At 38.2% G+C, this 20,627-nt stretch carries 22 protein-coding genes; 9 read left to right on the top strand and 13 right to left on the bottom strand.

The window, feature by feature from the left end:
* The first annotated feature begins 25 nt into the window (after window positions 1-25).
* The gene (rplS, locus tag R2R28_RS20255) at window positions 26-373 is read left to right on the top strand and encodes a 50S ribosomal protein L19 (RefSeq protein ID WP_370633640.1); all 348 of its coding nucleotides are present in this window, start codon (window positions 26-28) and stop codon (window positions 371-373) included.
* 70 nt (window positions 374-443) lie between these two features.
* Window positions 444-1,619 (top strand): mechanosensitive ion channel family protein, encoded by a 1,176-nt coding sequence (locus R2R28_RS20250; RefSeq protein ID WP_316827482.1) that lies wholly within the window; start codon window positions 444-446, stop codon window positions 1,617-1,619.
* 56 nt (window positions 1,620-1,675) lie between these two features.
* On the opposite strand, the gene R2R28_RS20245 is transcribed toward R2R28_RS20250, so the two are convergent.
* From R2R28_RS20245 to R2R28_RS20230, 4 genes are all read right to left on the bottom strand, one after another.
* Window positions 1,676-1,933, bottom strand: coding sequence for a hypothetical protein (locus R2R28_RS20245; protein WP_316827481.1), 258 nt, complete (start codon window positions 1,931-1,933; stop codon window positions 1,676-1,678).
* 31 nt (window positions 1,934-1,964) lie between these two features.
* Window positions 1,965-2,624 carry a phosphatidylserine decarboxylase family protein gene (locus R2R28_RS20240; RefSeq protein ID WP_316827480.1) on the bottom strand — a complete coding sequence of 220 codons (660 nt, stop codon included), beginning with the start codon at window positions 2,622-2,624 and terminating at the stop codon, window positions 1,965-1,967.
* A 55-nt stretch (window positions 2,625-2,679) separates the two neighbouring features.
* Window positions 2,680-3,222, bottom strand: coding sequence for a hypoxanthine phosphoribosyltransferase (gene hpt / locus R2R28_RS20235; RefSeq protein ID WP_316827479.1), 543 nt, complete (start codon window positions 3,220-3,222; stop codon window positions 2,680-2,682).
* 104 nt (window positions 3,223-3,326) lie between these two features.
* Window positions 3,327-5,489 (bottom strand): biosynthetic peptidoglycan transglycosylase, encoded by a 2,163-nt coding sequence (locus tag R2R28_RS20230; RefSeq protein ID WP_316827478.1) that lies wholly within the window; start codon window positions 5,487-5,489, stop codon window positions 3,327-3,329.
* A gap of 131 nt (window positions 5,490-5,620) precedes the next feature.
* Here R2R28_RS20230 and R2R28_RS20225 point away from each other — a divergent pair, with 131 nt between their 5' ends.
* The 4 genes from R2R28_RS20225 (at window position 5,621) to R2R28_RS20210 (ending at window position 8,300) form a co-directional block, all read left to right on the top strand.
* Window positions 5,621-6,697, top strand: a complete 1,077-nt coding sequence (locus R2R28_RS20225; RefSeq protein WP_316827477.1) for an Mrp/NBP35 family ATP-binding protein — start codon at window positions 5,621-5,623, stop codon at window positions 6,695-6,697.
* Between the two features lie 35 nt (window positions 6,698-6,732).
* On the top strand, window positions 6,733-6,978 hold the full coding sequence (locus R2R28_RS20220) for a NifU family protein (protein ID WP_039474126.1): 246 nt from the start codon (window positions 6,733-6,735) through the stop codon (window positions 6,976-6,978).
* 53 nt (window positions 6,979-7,031) lie between these two features.
* A complete protein-coding gene (locus R2R28_RS20215; protein WP_316827476.1) occupies window positions 7,032-7,667 on the top strand; it encodes a hypothetical protein in 636 nt (211 codons plus the stop codon).
* Between the two features lie 150 nt (window positions 7,668-7,817).
* Window positions 7,818-8,300: a hypothetical protein gene (locus tag R2R28_RS20210; protein ID WP_316827475.1), complete on the top strand. Its 483-nt coding sequence runs from the start codon at window positions 7,818-7,820 to the stop codon at window positions 8,298-8,300.
* Window positions 8,301-8,498: 198 nt separating this feature from the next.
* Here the strand turns inward: R2R28_RS20210 and def are convergent, their stop codons facing one another.
* From def to R2R28_RS20190, 4 genes are all read right to left on the bottom strand, one after another.
* Entirely contained in the window at window positions 8,499-9,059 is a 561-nt protein-coding gene (gene def, locus R2R28_RS20205; RefSeq protein WP_316827474.1) for a peptide deformylase, read from the bottom strand.
* 147 nt (window positions 9,060-9,206) lie between these two features.
* The gene (locus tag R2R28_RS20200) at window positions 9,207-10,439 is read right to left on the bottom strand and encodes a pitrilysin family protein (RefSeq protein ID WP_316827473.1); all 1,233 of its coding nucleotides are present in this window, start codon (window positions 10,437-10,439) and stop codon (window positions 9,207-9,209) included.
* A 26-nt stretch (window positions 10,440-10,465) separates the two neighbouring features.
* The gene (locus R2R28_RS20195) at window positions 10,466-10,918 is read right to left on the bottom strand and encodes a hypothetical protein (RefSeq protein WP_316827472.1); all 453 of its coding nucleotides are present in this window, start codon (window positions 10,916-10,918) and stop codon (window positions 10,466-10,468) included.
* 129 nt (window positions 10,919-11,047) lie between these two features.
* A complete protein-coding gene (locus tag R2R28_RS20190) occupies window positions 11,048-13,198 on the bottom strand; it encodes a S9 family peptidase (protein WP_316827471.1) in 2,151 nt (716 codons plus the stop codon).
* Between the two features lie 402 nt (window positions 13,199-13,600).
* On the opposite strand from R2R28_RS20190, the gene proB reads away from it, so the two are divergent.
* Together proB and R2R28_RS20180 are read left to right on the top strand one after the other, a co-directional pair.
* On the top strand, window positions 13,601-14,680 hold the full coding sequence (proB, locus tag R2R28_RS20185; RefSeq protein WP_316827470.1) for a glutamate 5-kinase: 1,080 nt from the start codon (window positions 13,601-13,603) through the stop codon (window positions 14,678-14,680).
* 89 nt (window positions 14,681-14,769) lie between these two features.
* Window positions 14,770-16,017: a glutamate-5-semialdehyde dehydrogenase gene (locus tag R2R28_RS20180; protein WP_316827469.1), complete on the top strand. Its 1,248-nt coding sequence runs from the start codon at window positions 14,770-14,772 to the stop codon at window positions 16,015-16,017.
* 283 nt (window positions 16,018-16,300) lie between these two features.
* On the opposite strand, the gene R2R28_RS20175 is transcribed toward R2R28_RS20180, so the two are convergent.
* Together R2R28_RS20175 and R2R28_RS20170 are read right to left on the bottom strand one after the other, a co-directional pair.
* Entirely contained in the window at window positions 16,301-17,683 is a 1,383-nt protein-coding gene (locus tag R2R28_RS20175; RefSeq protein ID WP_316827468.1) for an MBL fold metallo-hydrolase, read from the bottom strand.
* Window positions 17,684-17,879: 196 nt separating this feature from the next.
* Window positions 17,880-18,230, bottom strand: coding sequence for a hypothetical protein (locus tag R2R28_RS20170; RefSeq protein WP_316827467.1), 351 nt, complete (start codon window positions 18,228-18,230; stop codon window positions 17,880-17,882).
* A 92-nt stretch (window positions 18,231-18,322) separates the two neighbouring features.
* On the opposite strand from R2R28_RS20170, the gene R2R28_RS20165 reads away from it, so the two are divergent.
* Entirely contained in the window at window positions 18,323-18,574 is a 252-nt protein-coding gene (locus tag R2R28_RS20165; protein WP_316827466.1) for a hypothetical protein, read from the top strand.
* A 55-nt stretch (window positions 18,575-18,629) separates the two neighbouring features.
* Here R2R28_RS20165 and R2R28_RS20160 read toward each other — a convergent pair whose 3' ends face one another.
* From R2R28_RS20160 to R2R28_RS20150, 3 genes are all read right to left on the bottom strand, one after another.
* Window positions 18,630-19,004, bottom strand: a complete 375-nt coding sequence (locus R2R28_RS20160) for a hypothetical protein (RefSeq protein WP_316827465.1) — start codon at window positions 19,002-19,004, stop codon at window positions 18,630-18,632.
* A gap of 232 nt (window positions 19,005-19,236) precedes the next feature.
* Window positions 19,237-19,854 carry an XAC2610-related protein gene (locus R2R28_RS20155; protein ID WP_316827464.1) on the bottom strand — a complete coding sequence of 206 codons (618 nt, stop codon included), beginning with the start codon at window positions 19,852-19,854 and terminating at the stop codon, window positions 19,237-19,239.
* A gap of 39 nt (window positions 19,855-19,893) precedes the next feature.
* Window positions 19,894-20,613 carry a hypothetical protein gene (locus tag R2R28_RS20150; RefSeq protein ID WP_316827463.1) on the bottom strand — a complete coding sequence of 240 codons (720 nt, stop codon included), beginning with the start codon at window positions 20,611-20,613 and terminating at the stop codon, window positions 19,894-19,896.
* Window positions 20,614-20,627 lie beyond the last annotated feature (14 nt).

Below are 20,627 nucleotides of genomic sequence, written 5' to 3'. Positions count from 1 at the left end.
AATATCGATTTAATAGCTTAAAATCATGGATTTAGTAAAATTTGTTGAAGAGCAGGCCATCGCGAAAAAAGATTTTCCTGCGTTCAAGTCTGGCGATACAGTGAGCGTGCACTATAAAATTCGCGAAGGTAATAAGGAACGTATCCAAATTTACCAAGGTGTTGTAATACAACGTAACAGTGCTGGTGCTAACGAAACTTTCACAGTTCGTAAAATAAGCAACAGTATTGGTGTTGAGCGTATTTTCCCTATCAATTCTCCTAACATTGAGAAAGTAGAAGTGAATAGCTACGGTAAAGTTCGTAGAGCAAAATTGTTCTATTTACGTGCTTTAACTGGTAAAGCTGCCCGTATCAAATCATTGAGAAAATAATATTCTTTATTATAAGATATAGCCTTCACGATTAATTTCGTGGAGGTTTTTTTGTTTATACCTTTGTTATATGTTAGATTCTGCTTTTTTCGACCAGGTTTTTTGGGGTAACACTGTAAAGGCCTATTTCCTTTTCGGGGGAATATTGTTTTTGGGCCTGGTATTTAAAAATATTTTTTCTAAGCTGTTAAGCAGGTTGCTGTTTAAGCTTTTCAGAAGTTTCTCCAATCAATCGCATAACGATGCCTTTGTGGCACTGTTGGTAAAACCGATTGAAATTTTTATCCTGCTATCTACCCTTTATCTGTCTATTAACCAGTTAAAACATCCTTTAGAGGTTGCAGTATTCCATTACAGTAAATTAATTGGTAAAACGAAAGAGTTAATTCCGGTAACCATTGGCGATTGTATAGACCGGATTTTCCTGTTTATGATTATCCTGTCGTTCTTCTGGATCATTTTAAGGATAATCGATTTCATTAGCCATGTGCTCTTATATAAAGCTTCCCTTACCGAAAATAAGGCCGACGACCAATTGGTCCCTTTTTTAAAGGAATTATTTAAAACCATTGTCATCTTTATAGGCTTTTTTACACTTTTAGGCTTTGTTTTCGAGGTAAATGTGCTCACCCTGATTACCGGACTAGGGATTGGTGGTATTGCGATTGCTTTGGCTGCAAAAGAGAGTTTAGAAAACCTGATCGGTTCGTTCACCATCTTTTTAGATAAGCCTTTTACGGTTGGCGATCTGGTAAAGGTTGATGGTGTGGAAGGAACGGTTGAAAAAGTTGGTTTTCGGAGTACCAGGATTAGAACTTCCGAAAAAACAATGGCTACCCTACCCAACAGGGGTATGATAGATGGGGTTTTGGAAAATCTTTCGTTAAGAAACTCCCGTAAAGTATCATTTGTTATCGGACTTACTTATGAAACCAGTTCTGATTCTTTAAGAAAAATTATATCAGAAATACAAGATTATATCAACCACCACCAGGGTACCAGCGATGATGGAAATGCATCGTTTAAGAGTTTTGGTGATTCGGGATTGAATGTAGAGGTTAATTATTTTGTAACGGAGCTTAATGGTACAGAATTTCTTAAAATCAGACAGGAAATCAACCTGGAGATTATGGATATTGTGATCCGGAATAAATCTGATTTTGCCTATCCGACACAGCGTTTAATCAGCGACAGGCCAGCTCCGGCAGGTGATAAGGAAGAGGTGGGTAATGATGCTACGGATTAAAATCTACCAGTTATGCCCCCGTGGTTTGTGTCCTCACAAACCACAAGCTTATATTATTAAAAGTTGATGGTGTTAGACGTTTTAGATAATGGAAAGAAAATTTTTCTTTTTTGGAAAGCAAGTGTAGCGATACTATTGAAGTTTGTTCCTGCTCCCGCTTCTGCCGATTGAAATACCGGCATCTCGCTTCGATCAGGTTTATTTAGCAACTTTTGTTTTTCAGAACACTCAACTACTATGGCTGGTGTTTTCGCTGACAACCAAAATACCTGAAAAAAGTGTGCTATAACAGAAAAGCCGTTCCGATTTTCCATCGGAACGGCTTTTTTAATGAGTTTAATATCTTTAGCTTAAAGTAGCCAGAGTAGTTATTCCGCCTTTTACCACCTGGTTAAGTTCTACGTTAACCTTTGTACCAACAGGTAAAAAAACATCCACCCTCGATCCGAATTTGATAAAACCGAACTGTTCTGTCTGCACCACCTGATCACCTTCTTTTACGTACCATACAATCCTGCGGGCCAATGCGCCTGCAATTTGACGGAATAATACCGGGGTACCGTTTTTATGCTCAACAACAGTTGTGGTGCGCTCGTTTTCGGTTGAAGATTTAGGATTCCATGCTGCAAGGTATTTACCCGGATGGTATTTAAAGAATTTAACCACGCCCGAAATTGGGTTACGGTTAATGTGCACATTTACGGGCGACATAAAAATAGAAACCTGTAAACGTTTATCTTTAAAGTATTCGCCTTCTTCAGTTTCTTCAATTACGACCACTTTACCATCTGCAGGGCAGATTACCAGGTTTTCTCCTGAAGAGAAACTGCGGCTCGGGTTGCGGAAAAACTGCAGCACAATGATAAATAATGCAGCTGAAAAAATATAAATAAACCAGCGCAACCAGGTAATGTCGTGATATTTATAATCAACAACTGCATTGATTACGAAAATAAACAATACGCTCAGGGCAATGGTGGTGTAACCTTCTTTATGTATGGTCATTGTGTTAAAAATTATTGGGCAAAGGTGCGAAAAATAAATTAATCCAATCTAAAAATTATGCTCCTGTTGCTCTATAAATGTCTGTTAAGTTTCTGCCAAGGCCATTATAATCTAAGCCATAGCCCACCACAAATTCGTTAGGTATTTCAAAACCAACATATTCCAGTTCTTCAATTTCGTACTTCAGGGCGCTTGGTTTTAGCAAAAGTGAGCTTACTTTTACAGAAGCTGGATTTTTTTCTTTAATCGTTTTTAAAATATGGGTTAAGGTAAGGCCGGTATCAACAATGTCTTCAACAATGATGATATCCCTTCCCTCAATATTTTCAGGCAAGCCGATCAGTTCTTTTACATTTCCCGAACTTGAGGTGCCCTCGTAAGAGGCTACACGCATAAAAGCAACTTCGCAGGGCACATTGATTTCTTTAATCAAATCGGCCATAAATAAAAAGCTGCCATTTAATACGCCAATAAATAACGGGCATTTGCCTTCATAATCAACGTTCATCTGGATACCCATCAAACGGATCCGTTTATTTAAAGTGTCGTTTTCTAAAAATATCTCAAACTCTTTATCCTCTACTTTTATTTTGTGCATGCCGGTTTTAAAATGGTTAATGGTATAAATAGGTTAACTGTTTAATTGTTGGATTTAACTAAAAACTGTTCTCGGTTCATCGTCTCCCAACTTCAAACTCCCAACTATTGTTGACTGTTCTCCAATTCCTTTTGGCGTCTCCGCTCCTCCCTTCGCTCCTGCCTTAATTGTTTTTTGGTTTTAGTGGTGTCGGCCGGTGTGGTGGTCTGTTTGTTTGTGGTTGTATCTTTTTTAGATCCGCCACCAAAAAGACGTTCGAAGAAACTTTTATTTTTATCGTGAACAATTACAACCGGCAAACCATCGCCATCATCATCAAAGGCTGCTGTATCAATTACAGCAGTGTCGGGAGCTAAATATTGACGTAAACCTTCCCTTAATCGTACATTATAAAATCCGTAGCCAGAAGTATCGCTAGATATCAGGCCTTTTCTGGCCATAATATTTCCCATAAACCTGAAGTAGTTGAACATGTAGGGTTTCAAACTACCATCGGCCATAAATTTATACATCGATGCCTTTGGTTTAGGTACAATACTGGCCAGAAACAAACCATCGCCAATGGTTAAATCAGCAGGTTGTTTTCCGAAATAATACCTTGATGCCTCTCCTATCCCGTAAATATTTTGCCCCAGTTCAATAATGTTGAAATATACCTCCAGCATCCGTTGTTTGCTGATTAAGTGGTTATGTTCGATCAGCCAAACAATTAAAATTTCTTCAGCTTTACGCGCCAAAGTTTTCTGGCGACTTAAATAGACGTTTTTAACCAGCTGCATGCTGATGGTACTGCCACCCCGTTTAAATTTCTTTTCTTTAAAGTTTACAGCAATCGATTTCCGGATCGATTCTTCAACAAAACCATTGTGCGTAAAAAACGAAGGATCTTCGGCGGTTAAAACGGCATTGATAAAGTTTTTGGAAATGGCGGATAATGGCGTAAAATTCGGATTTGATGGCCCGATGGTAATATCGCGCATCGGTTTGCCATACTCGTAAGGCGTGTACACAAAAGGCGTGTTGATTTTTTGCAGGTTGGTTTTCCCCCACTGTATAATTTTAAAACCAACCGGTGTAAGCGTAGAATTGAAACGCACGCTATCGGGTATTTTTGTGTCTAAATAAAAGTTGAGGCTATATTTAACCTTACCCTGCACTTTTAATCCTTCCAACGATTCGAACAAACCTTGTGGGAAAGCATCAAGGATACTTTGGGCATCTTGTTCTTCTGCATTTAGCTTTAACTCATAGATCTTGTTTTTTCCTAAGGTATATTTAACAAAAGGGTGAATCTGTGCATTTTTAAGGTAAGCCGTTGATGAGCTATCTAAAGCAATATAATTTTGACCAACCAGGATATTGGCATCCAGTTTGGCACTTTGTACAATAATATCATTTGAGGCAATACGCGGCTGGTTAATCAGCATGTTTTTTACTGACCACGAACCTGAAATTTTATAATCATCGCCACTGTATTTCGCATTTTTAAGCTCCGTTTGTAAGGTGTCGAAACTGATTTTTGCGTGGAGTTTATTATTCAGGTAAGGCAATTCAAGTTTTTTACCATCAGCATAAGCGGTAAAACGCAATTCTTTGCTTCCGGGGTTTACGTAACCATCTATATGCCAGGTAGCTTCGCCGTTATTTACATTGATGGCCGATTTTAAGTCGCCTCCATTAATGGTGGCCATAGTAGAAAAGCTCAGTTTGGCAGTATCATGATCATTCAGTTTAAAAACCATATTCTGCATGTCCATATCATCAGGTATTTTGTACAAAACCTGATTTAAAATATTACTGGCTATTTCTGATAAATTAACTTTCCCCTTGGTTTCAGTGCTGTCTTTTTTCTTTCTTTTTAAAATAAAATCGATGTTGGTGGTCGAATCTTTAAGCACCACGCTTACAAAACCTTCTTTCAGTTTTACTTCCGAAAGTTTTACGTTGCCAAAAATTAGCGGAAAAAGCTTTACGCCTACACTTAGTTCACTAATGCTTGAAAGGGTATCCCGTTCTTTTGGAACAACAGAAATGTTGGTCATTTTTACGGTGCTCAGACCGGTAAATCCGGCAGATCCGATTTTAATATCCAAACCATAATCCTTATCGGCTTTGGCAATCGCCCTAGCAACCATTTTTTTAAGAAGAGCTTCCCTTTTGCTATAGGCTACGGCACCCAAAGCAAAACAAACGACTAAAAAAACACCTAAAACCCAGGCTCCGATTTTTAAATATTTTTTGGGGATCTTAATTTTTGGTATTCGCATATAGTCGTTAAAATGGTTAATTGCTTAAACGTAACAATTAAATGTTTATTTCGTGTTAAAATTACAGTTTAAAAGCCTAAATAAAAGTATTTATGGCTATGTTTTGTTAATTTTGAATTTAAATTAATACAATGCAGATTAGCCCGCAACAAGTTTTAGATGCGCTTAAAAATGTGGAAGATCCCGATCTTAAAAAAGACCTGGTAACCTTAAACATGATTAAGGATTTACAGATAGCAGATAACCAAGTCAATTTTACATTAGAGCTTACCACGCCGGCATGCCCGATGAAGGAAATGCTAAAAAACGCATGTACAAATGCCATTAGGCATTTTGTATCACCAACGGCAGAAGTAGTCATCAATGTAACATCGAGGGTTACCCAGCCAACCAATTCATCTTCACTAGATAACATCAAAAACATCATTTTGGTTTCATCAGGAAAAGGTGGTGTGGGTAAATCTACCGTATCGAGCAATCTGGCTGTTGTTTTGGCCAAGGATGGTGCCAAAGTTGGCCTGATCGACGCCGATATTTACGGTCCATCGGTACCTACGATGTTTGATTTAGTTGATGCAAAACCTGGTGCTGAAGAAACCGCTGATGGCAAAACTAAAATTTTACCGATCGAGAAATACGGGATCAAAATCTTATCATTAGGCTTTTTTGCTGATCCGGGTCAACCGGTGCCATGGCGTGGTCCAATGGCTTCAAATGCAGTAAAACAATTGTTTAACGATACGAGCTGGGGCGAACTGGATTATTTAATCGTTGATCTTCCTCCGGGCACAGGTGATATCCACATTACCATTACGCAAAGTTTCCCGATTTCGGGAGCAGTTGTGGTAACCACCCCTCAGCAGGTTGCTTTAGCCGATACGCATAAAGGTTTGGCGATGTTCAGGATGCCGGGAATTAATATTCCGATTTTAGGTGTTATTGAAAACATGTCGTATTTTACACCAGCAGAATTGCCGGAAAATAAATATTATATTTTTGGAAAAGGTGGGGGCACCGAGCTGGCAACGCGCTTTGATGTGCCATTTTTGGGCGAAATTCCGATTATTCAAAGCATTTCGGAAGCCGGAGACAAAGGAAAACCAGTGGCCCTGAACCAAAATCCTTTGCTGGATAAAATATTTGGTGATATTGCAAGTAAGATTGCACAGCAAATTTCCATTAACAATGCACAAATGGTGAATTGTTAAAAAATTACTATTTTTATAACCTTAAAAAACATATAATGAATTTAACAGAACAAGTAGAACAGGCATTGGAAACCATCAGGCCATATTTAAAGGCCGACGGAGGTGATGTTTCTGTTGAAGAAATTACAGCTGAAGGAACGGTAAAACTTAAGCTTTTAGGTAACTGCGGCTCTTGCCCAATGAGTTTCATGACCATGAAATCTGGTATAGAACAGGCAATTATGAAAGCTGTTCCACAGATCACTTCGGTAGTTGCCGTAAATATGGCAGAGCAAGAGTAAGCTTTAACACTATTTAACTAGAAAGTTTTATTTTAAAAATTACTTTTGTCTTAATGAGATATTGTATTACCCTGATTTGCCTAATTTTTTCCATAACCGCTTTTGCACAACAGAAGCCGGCGCAGGATAAACTCATCCAGTTTTCAGGGATTATTACCGATATCGATAGCTCAAACGTAATACCTTACGTAACCATCACCAATCTTTCATCGAAAAGTAAAAGGGTTGGTGCCGATTACAGGGGATATTTTACTTTTATTGTTAACCCGGGCGATACCATTTTATTTACCGCCATCGGTTACAAAAAGTTTTCTACCGTAATACCACAAAGTACACCGGATAGCAAGTACACCATTATGGTTAAATTGAAAGCAAATGTAATCGATTTACCATCGGTGCGGGTTTTTCCATGGGCTACAACAGAAGAATTTACCCGCGAGTTTTTATCGATGAAACTGGCGGATGATGATATGGCCATTGCCAAAAAGAACCTTTCGCGTTCATCAATAGATGGTTTGATCCAAACGTTGCCGCGTGATGGACAGGAAATCGGCAGTCAGAATTACCGGTATAATTTTGACAGGATGGTGAATAAAAATATGGTTCAAACCAATCCCCTGCTTAATCCTTTTGCATGGGGCAAGCTGATGCAGCAGATTTTTGACGGAGATAAAAGCAGGACGAATTAGTCGGGAGTCTTGAGCCCTTAGTCTTGGGTGTAGCGTACAGTTTTAATTAGCAATTATATTTATCATCATTCAGATTTTAACGTATCCGGAATGAAAATTTTTCCCTCTCAATCATTCGAATTACATTCGGATATTTCAGCCAACGAGGCCTTGGATAATTTATCGGGCGCTTTACCAAAAGATCAAAAACTTTCTCTAGGTTTCATTCCCAGAAATCCTGACAATATATCATTCAAAGGATATATCTACGGTTCGACATTTAATATCAAGAGAAATTTATTGTATAGAAACTCTTTTCAGGCAGATATTTCAGGAGAAATATTTGCAGAGGGCAGTGGTTGTAAAATAGATGTTAGGCTAAGTTTAATGCCGCTTGTAAAAGGTTTTTTAATGCTTTGGTGTTCATTCGCAGGAATTTTTTGCCTCATATTTCTTTTTGGGGCAATAAAGGAGCAAGAGCCAAATCTCGCATTTGGTTCATTAATCGCATTGGGTATGCTTGGGTTTTGTTATTTAATTGTATCTGTTGGTTTCAAATCTGATTGTGAAGAATGCAGGAAAACGCTAAATGCTGTTTTTAAGGTTGAGCCGCAACCGATCTTTAAAGGAAAAGACTGGAGGGATGATAAATAGTTTGTGTACTAAAGAGTGGTTCGTGGAGACACGAACGAAGGCGCGTGTTGGGTTTAATAATTAAAGCAAAAAAAGATCCTGAAACAAATCTGATAGCTATTGGATCAGGATGACGAATCTCATGAGAAATTGATCCGGATTGTAGCAATAAGAAAGGGAAAACGTTTCCATCTTCCCTCTTACATCTTCCATTTAAGCCTATCTTTTCTTACTCTTGTTCGGAAACTTCATTTTGTAATCTGTTTTGATATTTCCTTTCGAAATCGCATCCAGTTTACTTTTTAGCATCGTTTTACGCAACACACTTACTTTATCGGTAAATAACTTGCCTTCGATATGATCGTACTCGTGCTGGATTACGCGTGCGGCCATTCCATCCACATCATCCGTATGCTCAACCCAGTTTTCATCGAAATAAGTTATCTTGATGTTCGGTTTACGCATGATGTTTTCGCGGATATCAGGAATACTTAAGCAGCCTTCGTTAAAGCTCCAGGCTTCGCCCGTTTCTTCCACAATTTCAGCATTGATAAATACTTTTTTATAACCTGGTTTGCCATCTTCGTCTTCGCCGGTATCTACAATAAACAAACGGATTGGTAAGCCAATTTGAGGCGCCGCAAGGCCAACACCATTTGCATAATACATGGTATCGAACATGTCACTGATCAATTGTTTTAATTCCGGATAATCTTTATCGATATCGGTTCCTATCTTTTTTAAAACAGGATCTCCGTAAGCTACTATTGGTAATTTCATTGTATCATAATTTATGTAGTCCGTCATTGCGAGGCACGAAGCAATCTTAATGCACTGGTTTACCTGGCTATTGTTGTAGGATTACTTCGTGCCTTGCAATGACGAAAAAGTCGGGCAATGCAATCGCATTTTTTACAAAAATAAGAATTATTCCTCTATTGGACAGAAAGTAAAGATATTCAGTTGATCAATGTCTAAAACTTCATGCACCACATCAGCCATTTGTGTGGTAGTAACGGTATTAATTTTCTCAAAAACAGTTTCCAAAGAATCTATTTTATCATGGTCGATGAGGCTTTTGGCCATTGAAATGATTAAACCGATCCTGTTTTCTTCACCTAAGGCAATTTGTCCGATAAATTTATTCTTGGCTTTTTGCAGCTGTAACTCATTTAAAGGATGTTCTTTCAGTTTTTTGATCTCTTTAAAAATTAGAGAAAGTGCTTTTATCTGTTTTTCTTTATCCGTACCAAAGTAAATGGAAAAAATACCAGTATCATTTAATGGCGAGAAGTTCGACTCGATGGTATAGGCAATGCCGTATTTCTCTCTGATCTGCAAGTTTAAAACCGAACTCATCCCGTTACCGCCAAAGTAATTATTGAGCAACATTAAAGGAACTTTTTCCGATTGATAGGTAGAATAGGCCTGTGTACCTAAAATACAGTGCGCCTGCATAATAGGCTTGTAAATGGTGGTATTGCTTTGGGGGCGAATGCCTGGTTTAATTCTTTCTTTAACAGGATTGTTCTCTTCAACATCCGCAAAGTGTTTAGTTCCTTTATTTACAACGCTGTTTAAGGTGTAGTTGCCTAACACAGCCACTACAATTTCGTTTGTACGGTAATTGGCCTTTCTGAAATTAATAACATCTTCACGGGTAAAATTCTGAACAGATGCTGTTGTGCCTAAAATATTGTTTCCAAGCGCATGACCAGCGAAAAGCATATCTTCAAAATCATCATTAATGGCTTCTTCCGGTTGATCTAAATAAGATGAAATTTCATCCAGAATCACACTTTTTTCCTTATCCATTTCCTCTTCGGGGAAAGTAGAATGGAACATGATATCGTTAAAAAGATCTAATGTGCGATCGAGGTAAGGGTTTAAAAAGGAAGCATGTACACAAGTATATTCTTTTGTGGTATAAGCATTTAAATCTGCGCCAACACTTTCTAAGCGATTTAGAATCTGGTTTGTACTTCGTTTTTCGGTACGCTTAAAAATTAAATGTTCAATAAAATGTGCTAAACCTGCTTTATTTTCAGGTTCATCACGAGATCCTGTATTGATGATGATGCAGGCATGAGATATGGCAGAAGCCGAAGGCACATGCAATAGGCGTATGCCGTTTGGCAGGGTGTGAACATTATATTCCATTGAGGGGCAAAGATAAGGCTAATTGATTACAAAGCCTCTGTATCGGGGTATTGCAATTGTAAAGCGGAAATCAATTTATCCTTAGTTGGCCTTTTAAGTACTAGAAAAATAAAATTAGCCAAGCCGAAAATCAAAAAAAACGAATTATGCGTCATAAAAAAGCCAACGATGTTGAAGAGTGCACCCCCTTCTAACATGGCCGAGCTAATGATAAACGCACTTTGATACATATTGATCTTGGTATCTGCAGTAGCATTTTTGTTAATTTTTGCCATTAAGTTTCTATAAAAAAAGATACTTCCCGAAATGGTGATCAAGCCCATAATTGGGAATATTGGGTTAAAAGGCGAGGTAGTTTTAGGATTGGCATCAAAAAACATGATTTCGCGGTTAAGAAAGATGGTTATCAGGGCAAAAAGGAAAACCCCGGTGCATAAAGCAAGGTGGATGATCTGGAGTGTTTTTAGTTTGGTGTTCATTGTGGGGTGATATAGATTTTGATTTAAATTTTAAAAAAGAAGGTCGTCATTCCTGCGCAGGCTGGAATCTTAATGCATAAACGCTTTAGGATTCGCAATCAGGTTGGGAATGACGAGCCGAGTAGAATTTTATTTGGTTATCCCCTCCAGTGAGAATAAAAAGGCCCAGCGTAAGGCCACATCTTTTAAATAATCGAAACGGCCGGAGGCACCACCATGACCGAATTCCATATTGGTTTTAAGCAAGAGTACATTTTTATCGGTTTTGGTGGCCCGCAATTTGGCTACCCATTTGGCTGGCTCGAAATATTGCACCTGGCTATCATGTAAGCCTGTGGTAACCAGTATATTGGGATAAGCCTTTTTCTCTACGTTTTCGTAAGGAGAGTAACTCTTCATGTAGTCGTAAGCTGCTTTTTGTTTCGGATTTCCCCACTCATCAAATTCATTTGTGGTTAAAGGGATGCTTTCATCCAGCATGGTATTAATTACATCTACAAAAGGAACATCGGCAATTACACCATTCCATAAATTGGGTGCAATATTTACCACGGCACCCATTAATAAACCTCCGGCGCTGCCTCCATGCGCATATAAATGACCTTTTGAGGTGTATTTCTGATCAATTAAATACTCTCCTGCTGCAATAAAATCGGTGAAGGTATTTTTCTTTTTCATCAGTTTGCCATCTTCATACCACTGGCGACCCATTTCTTGTCCACCGCGGATATTGGCAATGGCAAATACAAAGCCCCTATCCAGCAGGCTTAAACGAGGAGAAGAGAAATAAACGTCAGAATTTGCACCGTAAGAGCCATAGCCGTACAGCAACAATGGCGAATCGCCGTTCTTTTCAAATCCTTTTTTATAAACCAGCGCAATGGGCACTTTGGTGCCATCTTTAGCCGTTGCAAAAACGCGTTCGGTTACATAATCTTTAGGATTGTAACCGCCCAAAACTTCCTGTTGTTTCATTAATTTCTGATCTTTTTTTGCAAGATCGTAATCATAGATAGAGCTCGGGGTAGTTAATGAGGTGTATACATAACGCAATGTTGTGCTGTTGTAATCGGGATTTGCACCAACACCAGCATCATAAACAGGTTCATCAAATTTGATATAATAATCACTTTTGTCTTTTTTGATTACACGTAATTCAGTCAAGCCGTTTTTACGTTCTGATAAAACGGTATAATCCTTAAACTCATCTACACCTTCCAATAAAACATCAGCACGGTGCGAAATTACTTCTTTCCAGTTTTCTTTTTCGGTTTTATCCAGCGGGCATTCCATCAAACGGAAATTTTTCGCGTTCCAGTTGGTTAAGATCAGGAATTTGCCATCAACAGGTATTACATCATAAAGCACATCTTTGGTTCGGGCTGCAAAAACTTTAAACGGCGTTTCAGGATGATCGGCATCAATTATTTTATATTCTGATGTGAGTGTGCCCTGCGAGACAATAGAAATATATCTGCCATTTTTCGATTTACCTACGCCGATATAGTTTGTGTTGTCTTTCTCGTCATAAACCACGGCATCGCTTTTTGCGTCAGCGCCGAGCACATGTTTTTTGATTTTTTCACTCAGAAGCGTAACTGGATTTTTCGATGTATAAAAGAATGTTCTGTTATCATTGGCCCATGCCACTCCGCCTTCCGTATTGGTAATTACATCTTTTAGGATTTCGCCCGTTTCTAAATTTTTAATGTTGAGGGTATACTGGCGGCGCGAAACCTGATCTACCCCAAAGGCAAGCAGTTTATTGTCTGGGCTGATGCTAAATCCGGTAGCGCTGTAATAGGAATGCCCTTTAGCCAATTGATCTACATCCAGCAATATCTCTTCAGCAGCAGATAAACTTCCTTTTTTGCGGCAGTATTTAAAATATTGTTGTCCATCTTCGGTACGGCTATAGTAGAAGTATCCATTTTTAAAAACCGGAACCGATTCATCTTTTTCCTTGATCCGGCTTTTCATTTCCTTAAACAAATCGGCCTGAAACTTATCGGTACTTTTCAGCATCGTATCCAGATAAGCATTTTCGGACTTCAGGTAATTCACAACCTTGGTGCTATCGGGTCCTTTTTTAAAATAATCGATCATCCAATAGTAATTATCTACTACGGTATCGCCATGTATAACTCTTTGGTGCGGAATAATCTCTGCTATGGGTGCCTTTGCATCAGGCCACTTTATTGCTTTCATTTCTTTCTTTTGTGGGTGGTTACAGGCCGTAATTGCACAAAGCAAAATAAGGCCAGGTAAGATACGTTTCATAGTGCTTTGATTTAGGTTCAATTGCAATTTAAGGAAATAGTTCATTAGTTCAATAGCTATTGGTTCATTAGTGGCGTGGTGGTTAATTATTTAAATCGGTTAACTGTTGTAGGCAACTCACACTTCCCTACCTCGGTCTTCTTACTTATAAAGTAGTTCATTTGTCATTTATTCACTGGTTATCATGTTGTATAAGAAAGCAGTTGATTATTAAATCGTAGATGTAGACTCACGGCTAAAATCGGTTAGTTGCTCTTATCATAAAATCGACTCCAAGGGCCAAACTCCCAGCTCCAAATTAATTATTATCATTTTCGTAAAAATCCATTAAGCCTATAGATAATCCTCTGATTTAGAAAAATTGATGTTAAATTGCCACATCCAAACGGTTTGAAGATTATAATGAAATTAGGTTACAAAAAAATAGTTGTTAAAGTTGGTTCAAATGTAATTACGCAAGCGAATGGTTTGCCGGATGAAGCAAGGATTAAACACCTGGTAAATCAACTGGCCGACATTAAAAAGCAGGGCATTGAGGTGATTTTAGTTTCTTCGGGTGCGGTGGCATCTGGCAGGAGTTTGATCAAAGTATCCGAAAAGCAGGATGCGGTAACTACCAGACAGCTATTGGCGGCCATTGGACAGGTAAAACTGATTAACACTTATTCCAGTTTCTTTGCTGCCCATAACATACAATGTGCACAGGTTTTGGTTACTAAAGAAGATTTTCGCGACCGGGCACATTATTTAAACATGAAAAACTGCCTGCAGATTTTACTTCAGAACGAGGTAATCCCGGTGGTGAATGAAAATGACGTGGTTTCGGTTACCGAGCTGATGTTTACCGATAATGATGAGCTGGCCGGATTAATTGCTTCGATGCTGAATGCCGATGCGCTGATTATTTTATCGAATGTAAATGGGATTTATAACGGCGACCCGAAAATTGAAGGTTCGGAAGTGATTCAGGAAATTAATGGTTCTCTTGCTAACCTGGCCTCTTTTATACAGACTGGCAAATCGCAATTTGGTCGTGGCGGGATGATTACGAAATCGACCATGGCACAAAAAGTGGCAAAACTGGGGATTACAGTTCATATCGCTAACGGAACAAAAGATGATGTGCTGATTTCTTTATTGAACAATGAATTAGTGCATACGCGCTTTGTGCCTGAAAAAAGTAAATCAGGCAAGAAAAAATGGATTGCCCATTCTGAGACTGCTGCAACGGGCGTTGTTAAACTGAACGATGGGGCTAAAATGGTATTAACCTCTGGTAAAGCAACCAGTTTATTGCCTGTAGGAATTATCGAAATCCAAACAGACTTTTTGAAGGGAGATATTATTAAAATAATTGACGAGAAAAATAACCTGATCGGATTGGGCATAGCAGAATACGGATCGGATAAAGCCAGGGAGCGTATTGGCCAGAAGAAACAGAAAGCTTTGGTGCATTACGATTATTTTTACTCGGCTATTTAAACTTAAAGGTGAAAGCAGAAAGACCAAAGTGATTACTTTAATATTAAGGTGCACTCAGGTCTTGGTACTCACTACTTGATACTATTATAATGGATTACAAACAATACTTCGAAAAAGCAAAACAAGCTGGTCGTACTTTGATTAGCCTGACTAAAGAAACAACTGATGCTGTTTTAAGGGATTTAGCTATGGCTTTGGTAGCCAATACCGGTGAGATTCTTACTGAAAATGCTAAGGATTTAGCTAAAATGCCGATCGAAGACCCCAAATATGACAGATTAAAGCTAAGCGAAGCACGTATCGGAGATATTGCTAATGATCTTAAAAATGTTGCTGATTTAAATGGTCCACTGGGTAAAATCCTTTCTGATAAAACATTGGAAAACCATTTGCATATCCAAAAAGTGAGTGTGCCATTGGGTGTAGTGGGGGTAATTTATGAAGCCCGTCCGAATGTTACTGCCGATGTATTTTCGCTTTGTTTCAAAACCGGAAATGTTGCTGTGCTAAAAGGCGGCAGTGATGCTGAATTTTCTAACCTGGCCATTGCAAAGGTGATACACAGCGTGTTGGATAAGCATAAAATCAACCGCGATGTTTTAACCTTATTGCCAGCAGAAAGGGCTGCAACCGATGCATTATTAAATGCCAGGGGATTTGTTGATGTGCTGATTCCAAGAGGAAGCCAATCGTTGATTAATTATGTCCGTGAAAATAGTAAAATCCCAGTTATTGAAACCGGAGCGGGAATTGTACATACCTATTTTGATGAATCAGGTGATTTAGAGAAAGGTAAGGCGATTATTTTTAACGCCAAAACCAGAAGGGTTAGTGTATGCAATTCTTTGGACTGTGTGCTGATTAATCAAAATCGACTTAACGATCTGCCCGCGCTTTTATCTCCATTGGCCGATGGAAATGTGGAACTATATGCAGATGAAAAAAGTTATGAATTGTTAAAAGATTCTTATCCTGCAGAATTATTAAATCAAGCAACACCTGAACATTTTGGAACAGAATTTTTATCATTAAAATTGGCAGTAAAAGTTGTAGCCGATTTAACTGCTGCATTAAACCATATCGCCGATCATAGCTCAAAACATAGCGAAGCCATTATTTCTGAAGATGGAGCTAACATAACCCAATTTTTAAACGAAGTAGATGCTGCTGCGGTTTATGCCAATGCCTCTACAGGGTTTACCGATGGCGCACAATTTGGGCTTGGTGCCGAAATAGGCATTAGTACACAAAAACTTCATGCCCGCGGACCGATGGGTTTAGAGGAATTAACGAGTTACAAATGGGTGGTACGTGGTGATGGGCAAGTGAGGGAATAATGTGAGATGGAAAATGTGACAGGGATGATGGAAAATGGTTAGGTTCATAAAAATAAATGGGGTCATTCTGAATCCAATGAAGAATCTGCAGGCGATGAAAAATTACCTTTAAATCTGCACATTCGGGAGAGAAATCTTTGTAACAAGTTATCAAATCAAGTTTAAAAGATTTCTCCGCTGCGGTCGAAATGACGATACCACGAAGCCATTTACCTTTTTACCCATCTGTCATTAATATTGATTTTTTATACCATAAATTATCCCTCAGAATGACAGCGCGGTATTAAAGTTCAAAAACCTCTCCCCTTTCAGGTATTTCAATACTAAAGCCATCTTCCTGTAGGGCCAATGATAAACTTTTCAGACTTTTATCTTCGCCATGCACCAGAAAAACCTTTTTGGGCTGTCCGGTTTGTTTGATGGTTTTGATCAGGTCGTTATGATCGCCGTGGCCGCTTAACAGGTCAGTTTGATGTATTGTTGCGTAAACCATCATTTCACGGTCTTTGATACGGACAATAGGCGCGCCGCTTAATAACTTATATCCAAGTGTGCCTTTTGCACAATATCCGATAAAAAGGATGGTACAATAATAATTCTGAATATTGTAATATAAATGATCCTGAATCCTGCCTCCCTCTAACATGCCTGCAGATGAAATGATGATGCAGGGATCGAAGTAATTGGAAACATCTTTACTTTCTTTCATGGTTTGCACGTAAGCCAAATGCTCAAATTCAAATTCATCACCCATGGTTTGGTAAAAATCTTTCGCTTCCTGGTTTACCAGGTTATGGTGTTTGCGATACACTTCAGTAGCCTGAATAGCCATCGGACTATCTACAAAAATCTGGACAGGAGGTAATAGTTTTTTGGTAAAAATCTGGTTTAAGGCAAATACCAGTGATTGTGTTCTGCCGATACTAAATGCTGGAATAATCAGTCGCCCCGGGCTTTTAATACAGGCTTCGGTAATTTCCTGAACCAATCTTTCTTCTAAGGTTTGATCTTTGGTATGCATCCTGCCACCATAGGTTGCTTCGCTTACCACATAATCTACTTCAGGTAATGGCTCCGGGTTAACCAAAACAGGATAATTTTCCCTGCCAATATCACCCGAAAAAGCAATTTTTTTCTCTATACCATTATCATTTATGGTTAAAATAGCCGCAGCAGCACCCAGCAGATGGCCTACAGGTACAAAAGTAAGGCTGATATCTCCATTAATCTTGAAGGGCTTGTTAAAGGCGATGGTTACAAAACGATCGATTGTATCCATCACATGTTTGTGCAGGTATAAAGGTTTTGGTCCGCTGAAATTACCGCGTTTGGTACGGGGTTTTCGCCCTGCTTTTCTCAAAAACAGTTCAACAGAATCGAATAACAATATCGAAGTTAAATCGGCAGTAGGTGGCGTACAAAGCACCTGACCATTAAAACCCATACGTACGAGTGTTGGCAGATTGCCTGAGTGATCGATATGTGCGTGGGTTAAAATTACCAGGTTAATACTGGCCGGATCGAAGGGGAATTGCTGGTTTTCTTCCTGGTAGGTTTCCTTTTCATAATCTAACCCGCAATCTATGAGTATTTTATAATGCCCAATTTCGAGTAAGTGCATACTCCCGGTTACCTGTTGCGCTGCGCCCCAAAACGTTAACTTCATCTTCTTTTCTATCGCGTAAAATCTTTAGCCGTAAAGTAATATAATTGAAGGGATTTTTAAACAATCAGGCGTAAATTTTTTAATTATTCATTAACCCCTAAGTTCACAGAGAAAAGATCACAGGGCCACACAGAATTAATGGTCATTCTTTTACGATATAAGTTCGTATCTCTAATTATTATAGATTTGGGCTTATCTATAGTTGATTGATTTCTCTGAATTTAAGGCTCTTCAATACTTCGCTTTTTGCTTCTTCCGAAAAATCTTCTAAATCGGCAGTAGTAATGGTTTTATCTGTAAGCAAAGCTATTACAGTATCGAAAAACCATGAATTTTTAAGCCCGTCGTACCTTCTGGCGATGTGTTTATCAAAATCTTTTATGGTGGTAAAAATTTTATAATAATCGTCTCTGTTGTCTTCAGGCTGTTGCGTTTTCCATTGCTCTAAAATTTCGGAAAATACCTGCATTTCTTTTTTTAGTTCGCGTTGTAAAGCCAACTCGAATAATTTTCGGGCAACTTTGTTATCTGCTTTTGAAAAATCCACAGGCTAAAATTATGAAATAAAGATAACAAGTCTGCATGGAGCTAGTTTAACCTCTGCCAAAAGATTTTTATCTTTGTAAGAAAATATCAGTTATGCAAGAACCTTTCGACATCGAAATCGGACCAGTTAATTATTCAGTTTTTCCTGAAGGAAATGATTCATACACCATTTTTAAAGATGGACGGGAATATATTCAGATTCAGAAAGATACTTCATCAATCTGGCTAAAAATGGATTACAAAACAGAACTTCCGATTTTTGAAGAAGATGAAGAAGTGAATGCAATCGGACAGGCTATTGAAAAATATGTGCCTGAAGAAGGCGACGAGGAAGAAGAACTATAATCTTTACATAAAAAGGCCCGATTTTTATTGATCGGGCCTTTTGCTTATTCAATGTTTACCTTGTACAATTTGCCGTCCAGGTTTGGCCATCTTTTACAACCAGGATTTTAAGGTTACTGGCATCAATACTGATCCCTGTTAAGCCCGAACCTATACTCACATAACTGTTGTCGCCGGTTTTTTCAAACTTTACGCCTGTAATGTCAGGAATGTTGTTGCCAAAGTAAAAATTATACGTTTCGCCAACTTTACTTACGGTTACCTTACCGTCAGAACTGTTAATGGTGGTTTCGCCATTGCGGTAAGAAACTGTGCCGTTATAAGTGCCAACAAAGAAATCTTTATCTGCCGGATCAGTATCTTTTTTACACGATACCATTACTGTTAATGCTATTAAAAGCATGCTAAAAATTTGGACTGTCTTTTTCATCTCTTTCACTTTTTGTTTTAAAATAGGGTAATAAATGTAACAGCCCTATGACAATGACTATGCCAAAGCAGATTGCATACTGCTGAAATGAAGGTGATTTAGGTGATTGATTTGAAATTTAATTTATTGAAAATTAGTTAGTTATTGTGCTTTTAAATTTTTACAGTTAAATTTTTTTAAGATAGCAACAAGAGGTAGCGAAGAAGCGTATTCTTTTTTAGAATAATCGTTGTTAATGGACAGATTTTTTTAAAACTTTTCTAATTCTTTTATCTAATTCGGTAGGATCGCTTTCAAATGTATCTTCAAAACTTTTTCCAATCTCATAGGCATTATACTCCTTGGAAATTTTATAAATGCTATAATTATTTGTACCTGATAAACCATAGGATACAACTACATGGTGTTTATGGTTGTACTCAGGATTTACAATGGTTTCGAAATTTTTAACCTTATGGATCTTTTTGTTTTTAGGATCTATCAGAAACAAATAATAAAATGCATTGCCACCTCTTGCGCCAGTTTCTGAAAAGATCAGCACATCTTTAATCCCATCACCATTGTAGTCTTCGTAAGCGATATTTTCATTGATCAGCTTTGCATAAATTTTTTCTTTCCAAAATACCTGATCGGTTTTTAAACCAATTTTACCGAAATAAATATTGGCATTTATATCCTCTCCCACTGGCTCTTTCTCGTCTACATCATGTTGTATGGCCAGCACATAGTTTTTATCCTGAAACGGATAAATGTATTGCCAGGATCCTTTTGCATTAGGCTGATGAAATATTTTTTGGGCAAATGAATGGCTGGAGATAAATAGAAAACATAGAAAAAATATCCTGTTCATGTTTGGTATTTTACAATTGGTTATAAGCATGAATTTATGTTACATTTCTGAAAGTTTTTGGGCAAGCTCTTCCGTCATTTCATCAAGTGTAAGTAGTCGCCCCCAATTAATTTTCTTCCAAACCGTTTTTGGTTTATTGGTTTTGTCGCTAAACATGTTTCCCCCGGATGTTTCACTTTTTTTGCGTGTAGAAAAATTAATGCTGGTAATGGTTTCTTCACCCGAAGAGCGGCTGTAACTTTCGATGTCAAAGCCAATCAGTTCCATTTTTTGATTCTGGAACCTGAATGTATAATCAAGATTGCTCACATCATAAGAGCCACAGCTTAGCCAGTACTGATAACTTAAAATGAGCGCGCCGTTCTTGATCATAATGGCACCTGTTTCTTGTAGCGGATCGGCCAGACAAGTGGTTGCTGTATCGTTTTCGGTGGGTATAAATCTACTATTCTGAACCTGTAACTGGTATTGGCTTGCTGTTTTAAAAAGAACCAAAAGCATACGTGGATTAACATTCAGTTTATCTCCGCCCATACCGTCGTTTTTGATGATATTTTTCGGGTTTGTATTCTGGATAATGATCGCTTCATCAGGAAAATTATCTTTATTTAAATCGCCTTTGGCCTGATAAATTGTTTTCCATCCTTTTGGGATAAAAGCACTTGTATTTGCACCTGTTTTAGGGATTTGAGGGTGATCGCTTTGGGCATATAGATGAATTGATATCAGCGAAAACAGGATGAGTGTAATGTTTTTCATGGATGATTGAATCG

The organism is Pedobacter miscanthi (genome assembly GCF_032678605.1).
In the GTDB taxonomy this organism is placed as follows: domain Bacteria; phylum Bacteroidota; class Bacteroidia; order Sphingobacteriales; family Sphingobacteriaceae; genus Pedobacter; species Pedobacter miscanthi_A.
This window is presented reverse-complemented; position numbering and strand designations above follow the sequence as displayed.

What these genes read in the sequence shown, in the direction of transcription:
- hpt (WP_316827479.1), bottom strand. Translation starts at nt 3,222, where the DNA reads ATGCACAAAATAAAAGTAGAGGATAAAGAGTTTGAGATATTTTTAGAA.
- R2R28_RS20220 (WP_039474126.1), top strand. Translation starts at nt 6,733, where the DNA reads ATGAATTTAACAGAACAAGTAGAACAGGCATTGGAAACCATCAGGCCA.
- R2R28_RS20240 (WP_316827480.1), bottom strand. Translation starts at nt 2,624, where the DNA reads ATGACCATACATAAAGAAGGTTACACCACCATTGCCCTGAGCGTATTG.
- R2R28_RS20160 (WP_316827465.1), bottom strand. Translation starts at nt 19,004, where the DNA reads ATGAAAAAGACAGTCCAAATTTTTAGCATGCTTTTAATAGCATTAACA.
- R2R28_RS20155 (WP_316827464.1), bottom strand. Translation starts at nt 19,854, where the DNA reads ATGAACAGGATATTTTTTCTATGTTTTCTATTTATCTCCAGCCATTCA.
- R2R28_RS20215 (WP_316827476.1), top strand. Translation starts at nt 7,032, where the DNA reads ATGAGATATTGTATTACCCTGATTTGCCTAATTTTTTCCATAACCGCT.
- R2R28_RS20175 (WP_316827468.1), bottom strand. Translation starts at nt 17,683, where the DNA reads ATGAAGTTAACGTTTTGGGGCGCAGCGCAACAGGTAACCGGGAGTATG.
- R2R28_RS20180 (WP_316827469.1), top strand. Translation starts at nt 14,770, where the DNA reads ATGGATTACAAACAATACTTCGAAAAAGCAAAACAAGCTGGTCGTACT.
- R2R28_RS20200 (WP_316827473.1), bottom strand. Translation starts at nt 10,439, where the DNA reads ATGGAATATAATGTTCACACCCTGCCAAACGGCATACGCCTATTGCAT.
- def (WP_316827474.1), bottom strand. Translation starts at nt 9,059, where the DNA reads ATGAAATTACCAATAGTAGCTTACGGAGATCCTGTTTTAAAAAAGATA.
- R2R28_RS20250 (WP_316827482.1), top strand. Translation starts at nt 444, where the DNA reads ATGTTAGATTCTGCTTTTTTCGACCAGGTTTTTTGGGGTAACACTGTA.
- R2R28_RS20165 (WP_316827466.1), top strand. Translation starts at nt 18,323, where the DNA reads ATGCAAGAACCTTTCGACATCGAAATCGGACCAGTTAATTATTCAGTT.
- R2R28_RS20195 (WP_316827472.1), bottom strand. Translation starts at nt 10,918, where the DNA reads ATGAACACCAAACTAAAAACACTCCAGATCATCCACCTTGCTTTATGC.
- R2R28_RS20225 (WP_316827477.1), top strand. Translation starts at nt 5,621, where the DNA reads ATGCAGATTAGCCCGCAACAAGTTTTAGATGCGCTTAAAAATGTGGAA.
- R2R28_RS20230 (WP_316827478.1), bottom strand. Translation starts at nt 5,489, where the DNA reads ATGCGAATACCAAAAATTAAGATCCCCAAAAAATATTTAAAAATCGGA.
- proB (WP_316827470.1), top strand. Translation starts at nt 13,601, where the DNA reads ATGAAATTAGGTTACAAAAAAATAGTTGTTAAAGTTGGTTCAAATGTA.
- R2R28_RS20245 (WP_316827481.1), bottom strand. Translation starts at nt 1,933, where the DNA reads ATGGAAAATCGGAACGGCTTTTCTGTTATAGCACACTTTTTTCAGGTA.
- R2R28_RS20190 (WP_316827471.1), bottom strand. Translation starts at nt 13,198, where the DNA reads ATGAAACGTATCTTACCTGGCCTTATTTTGCTTTGTGCAATTACGGCC.
- rplS (WP_370633640.1), top strand. Translation starts at nt 26, where the DNA reads ATGGATTTAGTAAAATTTGTTGAAGAGCAGGCCATCGCGAAAAAAGAT.
- R2R28_RS20150 (WP_316827463.1), bottom strand. Translation starts at nt 20,613, where the DNA reads ATGAAAAACATTACACTCATCCTGTTTTCGCTGATATCAATTCATCTA.